At 41.4% G+C, this 9449-nt stretch carries 4 protein-coding genes; 2 read left to right on the forward strand and 2 right to left on the reverse strand.

What is annotated here, in order from left to right:
- Positions 1-24: 24 nt before the first annotated feature.
- Together H6G26_RS34745 and H6G26_RS34750 are read right to left on the reverse strand one after the other, a co-directional pair.
- A protein-coding gene (locus tag H6G26_RS34745) for an IS5 family transposase (RefSeq protein ID WP_199327225.1) occupies positions 25-818 on the reverse strand; the annotation gives its coding sequence in 2 pieces (ribosomal slippage) (positions 25-479 and positions 479-818; 795 coding nt in all).
- 242 nt (positions 819-1060) lie between these two features.
- Positions 1061-2233, reverse strand: coding sequence for an RpoD/SigA family RNA polymerase sigma factor (locus H6G26_RS34750; protein WP_190735704.1), 1173 nt, complete (start codon positions 2231-2233; stop codon positions 1061-1063).
- Positions 2234-3038: 805 nt separating this feature from the next.
- On the opposite strand from H6G26_RS34750, the gene priA reads away from it, so the two are divergent.
- The gene (priA, locus tag H6G26_RS34755) at positions 3039-5615 is read left to right on the forward strand and encodes a primosomal protein N' (RefSeq protein ID WP_190735706.1); all 2577 of its coding nucleotides are present in this window, start codon (positions 3039-3041) and stop codon (positions 5613-5615) included.
- Between the two features lie 1170 nt (positions 5616-6785).
- Positions 6786-8669 (forward strand): Ig-like domain-containing protein, encoded by a 1884-nt coding sequence (locus H6G26_RS34760; RefSeq protein WP_190735708.1) that lies wholly within the window; start codon positions 6786-6788, stop codon positions 8667-8669.
- The last annotated feature ends 780 nt before the right edge of the window (positions 8670-9449 follow it).

Genomic DNA, 9449 nt, shown 5'->3' on the forward strand with positions numbered 1-9449 from the left:
AGAGACCATTTATAAAGTAAATCTTTAGACGGCTAGACGACGTAGCATAATTCGAGTCATAACGGCATATATGGCAGCCTCACTCATTTCAGTCAGACGTTCATAATCTTTACTCAAACGATGGTACTGGTTAAACCAGCCAAATGTTCTTTCTACTACCCAACGCTTGGGTAAAACTTCAAACTCTTTATTAGTACGGCGCATGACTTCAACATGAGCTTGAATCATCAACCAAACAGCCAGTGCAAACTTATCACCGTCATAGCCTGAGTCAACCCAGATGACTTCAACTTTTTCTAATAACTCTGGCCGTTCCTCCAGCAGTTCCATCAAAGCATACGCTGCAAGCACTCTCTCACCAGCATTACCCTCGCTCACAACCACTTTGAGCAATAGTCCCAGGCTATCAACTATTGTTTGCCGTTTTCTTCCCTTAACTAGCTTTCCACCATCAAAGCCGTACACATCCCCCTTTTTTCAGTCGTTTTTACCGACTGACTATCTGCCGCGATCGCTGTTGGTTGTGTTGACCTACCTAGTTTCTCCCTCAGTTTGTCACGTAGTGTATGGTTTAATTCTTCCCAAATTCCGTATTTTTGCCATTTGCGATAATAGCTGTAAACCGTTGAACTTGGTGGAAAGTCTCCTGGTAGCATGTCCCATTGACATCCCGTTTTCAAGTGATAGTATATTGCGTTGCATACTTCTCTCATATCAGTAGTCCTTGGATGTCCCCCAGATTTAGCTGGTGGGATTAAGGGAGCTAGAATAGCCCATTCTGAGTCACTCAGGTCGGTAGAATAAGCCTTTCGAGTCATTGAACGCTAGGTAAATGCACTGCCTCAAAAGTATTTTATCGTTATCATTTCATTTGATTAGTCACCTTTAGATTTACTTTATAAATAGCCTCTTACTTCTCTGTAGGATTAAACTATCGAGCTTCGGGAACCTCCGCAACGCATCGGCTTTCCTACGAGATTTAAAGTTTTGCACTTTATTAATCCATATTCCTTAATAGAGCTAATTAGATCAGGTATTGCATCTATCTTCGGGAATGTAATTAAATTAACCAACCTTTTAAACGTTTGGCTATGTGGGGACGGCGTAATTTCCGCATGGCTTTGCTTTGAATTTGTCGCACTCGTTCACGAGAAAGATTGAACATATTGCCAACTTCTTCTAAGGTACAGGGTTCGCTGGTTGTCAAACCATAGCGTAGAGAAATCACATCTTTCTCTCGTGGAGTTAGCACGTCACCCAAAACTTCCCAAATCTCCTGACGCATCATGTTTTCATTCATTTTTGCTTCTGGAGACAGGTTATCTTCATCTTCTAGCAAATCCATCAATTCCGTGTCTTCTTCTTTACCGACGCGGTGGTTGAGAGAAAGTGCTTGACGCCTTAGTTGTTGTAGTTGGCGTAGTTGTTGCACGCTAATTTCCAAAGTTTCTGCCATTTCTCCTTCGGTAGGATTGCGACAGAGTTTTTGTTTGAGTTCCCGTTGGGCTTTTTTCAGCTTGTTAAGCTTTTCAACAATATGAATAGGTAGTCGGATTGTCCGCGCATCGTTAGCTATAGCTCTGGTAATCGCTTGTCTAATCCACCAATAGGCGTAAGTAGAAAATTTATATCCTTTATCTGGATCAAACTTTTCTGTAGCGCGATTTAAACCCATTGCTCCTTCCTGAATTAAATCCAGAAAAGGTACTCCCCGATTCAGGTATCGTTTAGCAATAGAAACCACCAATCTCAGATTCGAGCGAATCATTTTGCGTTTCGCTACTCTACCTTGATACAAGCGATTTTCTAATTGCTTTTCCGTCATTTCTAGCTCGGAAGCCACTTCTGCCTTGCTAGGTTCCTGTCCTAGTTTTAATTGTAACGCTGCTTGTAATTCCCTAATTTCCTCTAGAAACCTAACTCGCCGCGCTAACTCTACCTCTTCATCAGCTTTTAAGAGCGGATAACGGGCCATCTCTTTAAAAAACGCGCCGACGGCATCATCATGCTCAGTTTTATTGTATCCCGAAGGACGAGCCGCGGCCATCGCATCCCCGTCACGTTCGTCTGAGTCAAGATTTTCTACTACAATTGGAGATTCTTCATCTGCCACTACATCTAAAATATCGAGTAATGGTTCTTCAATATCAGCAGTGTTCTCCAGTATTTCCATTTTTCCCAATTCAACAATATTCATAGTTTCCTTTAGGGATTGTTGCTTTGTTTGGTACATAATTTAGTTACAGCTACTCGTTTGAAGCTTGGTAGTTTTCCCTAAGGGACGAATGCACCCGTTTATATATATAGCGAAATACAGGCTTATGCTAATTTAGCTTCAGGAATATAAATTGGCATCTACCTACCACCGACGGGTTACAGTTAGATACAACCCATAACCAAACTGGCCTTCGCACCCAATAAAACTTTCTTTTCAGGCTCCTAACAGATTATATTCTTCATTTTTTTCTTAATTACCAAATATGTCAAACCCCCACCTCAAACTTTCTCAACTTTAACAAACATAAAAATATCAACTAATCATTCAAATCCCTTAAAGTTTCATATATTTTTCTAAAGATTTTTAATGCTTAGAGGTCAAAAACCGTTAGGTAAATTTAAAACCTGCTGCTGGGGTTATGCGCTCATAGTTTAAAGTTACCTTGACGATACAAATTATAATAATGGCAGCTTAATTTCGAGATATTCTTATTTGTATAAAAGCATCTCATATACACAAAGGGTTGAATATCTATCGATAGGCGGAAAAAGGCTACTCCCTATTTAGTAGTTGGAGTAACTTTTGTAGATTTAGCCGAGATGCTTTTATTTGTAGAGTAGGCACCAAATATTTATTGCACGTATAGAAGAGACATATTTGTCTAGTAGATTACATAAGAGGAAACTTATCAAGTATTATGAAGAATAACAGTATTGAGAAATACAATTTACGTCTAACGAAGCAAAAAATAGAGTTAAGTAAGCCAGGTTAATTGTGATCAGCTATGTGAGTAAAATGTCTAGCTATAAAGCCATAAACTATGTATATTAATGACGTTAATTTATCTCCTATGATGGTGGCTGAACCTGGGGAATCATATCAGTTAAATGCAACTGTTAATAGGTGGGTTGAAGTACTGGTAGACTGTCCAGGAAGTACAGGACTATTTACTTATCGATTGCCAGCCCAGTTAGAAATAAAACCAGGGGATATTTTAAGCGTGCCATTTGGGGCACAACAATTAGGAGCGATCGCCATTCGATTACTGGCACAACCAAATGTCGATTTACCACCAGAAAAAATCCGGGAAGTAGAAGATATAGTCAGCGTTGGATTTTTCCCAAGTGCTTATTGGGAATTACTCAATCGAGTTGCTGCATATTACTATACGCCCTTAATTCAAGTGATCCGGGTTGCTCTGCCACCAGGTTTACTGGGGCGATCGCAGCGTCGTATCCGTCTTGTTGGAGGCAGGGAGGCAGGGGGGAGTAGTTATTTACTGGCATCTCCTAATCCTTTAGCTTTTTTGACTCCTACTGCGCGGCAAGTTTGGGAACTTTTGCAAACGCAACCAGCGGGAGACTACAGCTTTGTCTACCTCCAACAAAAAGTCAAATCTGCCTATCGCGGAATTCGGGAGTTGCTGCGATTTGGTTTAGTAGAAAGCTACTTAGAACCACCACGACTAACTCGACCAAAGCTGCAAAAAGCAGTCACGCTTACAGGTACAATTGACCACGAATTAACTACTCGCCAAAGAGAGATTTTGGAAGTGCTGCGGCGGCATAATGGCGAGTTGTGGCAAAATGAATTACTACAAATTTGCAATGCTAGTTCTTCTATCCTCAAGACGTTGGCACAAAAGGGTTACATTGTCATTGAAGAACGGGAAGTATTGCGAACCGAACAGGGACCAGTATTAGCAGGCGATGGGGCGAAATCTTTAACTGTTGCTCAAGCTAGCGCTTTAGAAACAATCCAGACACTAAAGGGGTTTGCAGAAGTTTTATTGCATGGGGTAACAGGTTCAGGAAAAACAGAAGTATATTTGCAAGCGATCGCACCCCTCCTCAACCAAGGCAAATCCGCCCTTGTTTTAGTCCCAGAAATTGGACTCACACCCCAGCTAACCGATCGTTTTCGCGCCCGCTTTGGTAATAAAGTCAGCGTCTATCACAGCGCCCTCTCCGATGGTGAACGTTACGACACTTGGCGGCAAATGCTCACAGGAGAACCCCAAGTTATTATTGGTACGCGCAGCGCCGTTTTCGCCCCTTTGCCCAACTTGGGTTTAATCATCTTAGATGAAGAACACGACAGCAGCTTTAAACAAGACTCACCCATACCTACCTACCATGCCCGTACCGTCGCCCAGTGGCGAGCAGAATTAGAAAATTGTCCCTTGGTGTTGGGTTCCGCTACCCCTTCGTTGGAGAGTTGGGTAAGTGTGAGGAGGCAGGAAGCAGGGGGCAGGGGGCAGGGGGCAGGGGGAGCAGGGGAAGAATTCTTAACTCCTAACTCCTCACTTAGCACTCTTTACCTCTCACTCCCCGAACGCATTAACTCTCGCCCACTACCGCCGGTGGAAATAGTGGATATGCGGCAAGAGTTGCAGCAGGGAAATCGTTCTATATTTAGTAGATCGCTGCAAGAAGCTTTGCAAGAATTGCAAGAGAGAAAACAGCAGGGAATTTTATTTATTCATCGGCGGGGACACAGTACTTTTGTATCTTGCCGCAGTTGTGGATATGTGTTGGAATGTCCGCACTGTGATGTGTCGTTAGCGTATCACCACACCGAAGAAAAAGCGCCGGAATTATTGCGCTGCCATTATTGTAATTATGCGCGATCGCATCCCAAATTTTGCCCTGATTGTAGTTCCCCTTACCTAAAATTTTTCGGTAGCGGTACTCAGCGAGTAACGCAGGAACTAGCGCGACAATTCCCAGAGTTACGCTTGATTCGTTTTGATAGCGATACCACTCGTAACAAAGGCTCACACCGTACCCTACTCACCCAGTTTGCCAACGGCGAAGCAGATTTATTAGTGGGTACGCAAATGCTCACCAAAGGATTGGATTTACCCCAAGTGACACTTGTGGGCGTTGTCGCCGCCGATGGATTGCTAAATTTATCAGATTATCGTGCCAGTGAACGGGCTTTTCAAACCTTGACTCAGGTAGCTGGACGTGCTGGTAGAGGTGATGATCCGGGTAGGGTAATTGTACAAACTTATACTACAGAGCATCAGGTAATTGCAGCAGTGCGATCGCACGATTATCACTCTTTCTCCCAAGCTGAGTTAGAACAACGCCAAGCCCTCAATTATCCCCCTTATGGGCGGTTAATTTTGTTGCGCTTAAGTAGTCTCGATCCCATTCAAGTGCAAAATACGGCGCAAATAATTGCCACAACCTTGAGTACAGAAGAAGAATTCGAGATATTAGGCCCAGCACCAGCAAGTATTTTGCGGGTAGCTAATCGTTATCGCTGGCAGATATTGATTAAATTCGCTCCCGATGCATTGCCACAGTTGCCAGATTGGGAAGAAGTGCGATCGCTTTGTCCTTCGTCTGTGAGTTTAACTATTGATGTAGACCCATTAAGTATTATGTGATTGTTAAACTCCGTATATAATTACGCATAAAAATCTTTTTTTCCATTCGCCATAATTAGCTGATTTTGATGTTTATCTCAAGCGTGGTAATTGAGTCGATCTATGCATTATCAATCTTCAGATAGATGAAGCAGATTGAAGTATCATCTATTAACAAAGTTCAGGTATACATATTAAAAGAATCTTGCATGATTTGGTGCCAAACTTACTTGCATATTGACAACACAAACAAAAATAGACTTTGCCAGCACCAGTTTACAGGTTACGGTGATACTTTTAAAGATTTATTACTTTTTACGTAATTATACTGTGCAAAGTTGATGATTTAGATAGTTCCCTTAAAAGTCATGATTTTCTGCAAAGTTACTTTCATCTTGACAGCATAAACAAAAATGAACTTTGCCAGCAGTAGTTAACCATTTACGGTAATAATTTTGAAGATTTATTGCTTTTTACGTAATCATACTGCACCAAATTGATGAGTTAGGAAGTACCTGAAAAAAGAAGTTCAGTAATCACGTAATTTCAAGTATTTGCTAAATAATTTTTACATAGTCTGGAAGATAGGTTATGGTTTCTCCACCAGCTTCAACTCAGGCAATAAAAATACAGTTTTTTCAACAAAAAAGGTACAAGTTCCTTGGCGCAGCTTCTCATAGACGAGAAAGGGCAGAAGGAAGAATTTCTATCAAGAGCGCTTATAACTTCTGACGACCGAAAGGCAGCAAGACTTTGAGTCCTCTACCAAAAAATGCAGATTTGGTAGAACCATTGCTATGAAAGAGTTTCCTCGATCTATCTGACTTCTTTCCAAGTAGAGGAAGTAGTGTGGTGGCTTGAATCCTCCACAATATTTCATCCCTTCTGGCCTCTGGCTTGAAAGTCTGAGCAAAAATATTAGTCCCCAATTCTCATCACGCTTGGTGATGAAGTTTTTTCATTGGGACTGCCTTCTTCAATAACAGAATATTGTGCGCTCTAGCGTTGGTGAGCGAAGTGATCGGATTAAGAGTAACCAGACAAGCGATCAAAAAAATGGTTTACCTGAATCTTGCGGTCATCATGTTCATTTCTAACCAGTCGACGATCGCCAAGAATAACCATCGCAAATACTTGGCCAATATCAATGGACTACTCCTGTACCAATTTAGACTATGACGGCAGGTATATATGATTTACAATATTAAACCCGGAATGCTGGTATTAGCAATTGTTCCAGCAATGATTAATTTTCAACCAAATAACGCTGTAGAAGGTAAGACTGCTATTTCCGGCTTTGTACCAACAGCAACCCAAAAATTTACCGCAGCTACTCGAATTGTTAATGTTACCGATGGCAAGATCACAATTGATGCTAAAGGTGATAAAGATAGCAAGCTCAATTATATTGCGATCGCAGTGGGTAATCGTCCCTCGGTCAGAATCAGCAATCCTACTAATAATCAGACAAATGTATCGCCAAATATCTCGATTACAGCAGACATAAATCTTCCTAACAGCGGGATTGCGCTTGATAGTCTTTCAGCCTCAACCATCAAGCTGATCGATAGCAGTACTAATAGACAAGTTGCTGCAAATTACAATACTTCGGGTGGTGGAGATGTGATTGTAGTTTCCCCGATAAATCATCTCAAAAATAGTACCAAATATCTTTTAAAAATCACCGACGGGGTAAAAGATAGCAATGGAACTGCATTCTTACCCTATAGCATCAGTTTCACAACAGGCACTCTTAGGAATGAAGCAAGCCATATTACTTTTGAGCAAATCTCACTACCGAATGTACCTGCCAAACCTTACACCACAGTATTGATTGGGCCTGACAATAAACTTTATGCTGCCACCTTACAAGGTGAGATTTTGCGCTTCCCGATCAATGCTAATGGCACTCTAGGTACGCCACAAACCATTACCTCATTACAGACTGCCAATCATGGTAATCGAACTATCATTGGTATGCACTTTGATCCCTCCTCAACAAATGCTAGTAACCTAATTCTATGGGTAACAAACAACCACTACTGGAATGGAGATGTTAATGCGCCAGAGTGGACTGGGAAAATTACTCGGTTAAGTGGTTCCAACTTAGAGACAGTAAAAGACTATGTGGTTGATTTACCACGATCAATCCGGGATCATCTAACAAACAGTATTGAGTTTAAACCCAATGAGCCAAAAGTGCTGTATGTGTTGCAGGGTAGTAATAGTAGTACAGGGGCACCAAACAATGTCTGGGGTAATCGTCCTGAGAAGTTGTTAAGTGCTGCTGTATTACGAGTTGACCTGTCCAAAATCACCTCACTTCCTTTAAGTGTTAAAACGGAGGGTGGAGGTACTTATAATCCCTTTAAGCCGGGAGCAGCTGTAACTATCTTTGCCAGTGGTATACGCAATGCCTACGATCTGGTTTGGCACACCAATGGTCAGTTATATGTGCCAACAAATGGTTCAGCAGCTGGTGGCAATACGCCAAATACACCTATCCCGCTACCTCTTGCCTGCCAAAATCGTATCGATAAAGCTACTAATGGGGCTTATACCAGCCCATCCGTACCTGGCCTCAGCAATATAGGTACGCAGCGAGATTATCTGTTTCGCGTTGTTAAAAATGGTTATTATGGTCATCCCAATCCTAAACGTTGTGAGTGGGTGTTGAGTGGGGGAAATCCCACAGCTGATACAGACCCCGGTCAGGTAAATGAATATCCTATTGGTACTCTACCTGACCGGAATTGGAAGGGTATTGCCTACGATTTCGGAGAGCATTTTTCACCGAATGGTATTATTGAATACCATAGTAATATTTTAGGTGGCAAGCTAAAAGGTAAACTCCTAGTGATACGTTACAGTTCTGGTAAAGACATTATTGTGCTAACACCAGGTGGCGCAAACTTGGATATTATAAATTCCCAAACGGGTATTACTGGCTTCACCGATTTTAACCCAAGTCCATTGGATTTGGTTGAAAATCCCACGAATGGGCATATCTACGTAGCACAGCTCAATGAAGGCACTGGCATGGGCAAAATTACACTTCTGCGTCCACTCAATTAATACAGCAGTTTTCCTTTGCATGAAATACAAAGCAAAGCTATGGGTTTGGAGGCGGGGGCAGGGAGCAGCCAAAGTGAGCCAAGGGATAGAAACTCTTTTGTTTTATTTAACAGGTTGAGGAAGTTTTGTGGATAATTTAATTTCCTTTGGCAGACCAGAGAATATATTTGGTGTCTGGTAAGAAGGCTCCATTGCTTTTAGTTTGTTTGCAGCATCAGAATTGTTAATTAATCAACAATTCTGATGCTGCAATCTATATCTGCAAATGTTAATTTGAGCATTAACCCGAATATTACGATTGTCCAGATACAAAAACGGGGACTGGGAACTGGGGGCTGGGTAAGTCCCCACAAGGGACGTAGTATCTACCATAACCCTCCCGAACCGTGATTTATTTGGAGAAATCCTGTTAAATATTTATATTCATTGAAAGTAGCAAACTTCGAGAATGTATTGTATAAACAAATAATACTAACTAGCGAGATAGATGAATTAAGAGTAAATAATTAAATATTCTTAACAATCACTTTAATAAGTATCTGGATAGTAATAACTGAAAATAGTAAATCCAGATAAAAAAATTGTGGTGATATTGAGATATTACCAAATTCCTTGAAATGAATAAGCAGGGGAGCAGCGAGCAGGGGAGAAAAACCGCCCACAAAGGGTGTTGCTCTCAACCCTCGTAAGAGACTATTTATAAAGTAAATCTAAAGAAGAGTTATCAAGTAGAAAGGCAACGATAGGATACTGTTTATGCAGTATATCTACATAGAAAGC

This window comes from Nostoc sp. FACHB-888, from assembly GCF_014696655.1.
GTDB lineage: Bacteria > Cyanobacteriota > Cyanobacteriia > Cyanobacteriales > Nostocaceae > Nostoc.

Coding starts and splice junctions, on each gene's coding strand:
- H6G26_RS34750 (WP_190735704.1), bottom strand. CDS start 2,233: ATGTACCAAACAAAGCAACAATCCCTAAAGGAAACTATGAATATTGTT.
- priA (WP_190735706.1), top strand. CDS start 3,039: ATGTATATTAATGACGTTAATTTATCTCCTATGATGGTGGCTGAACCT.
- H6G26_RS34760 (WP_190735708.1), top strand. CDS start 6,786: ATGATTTACAATATTAAACCCGGAATGCTGGTATTAGCAATTGTTCCA.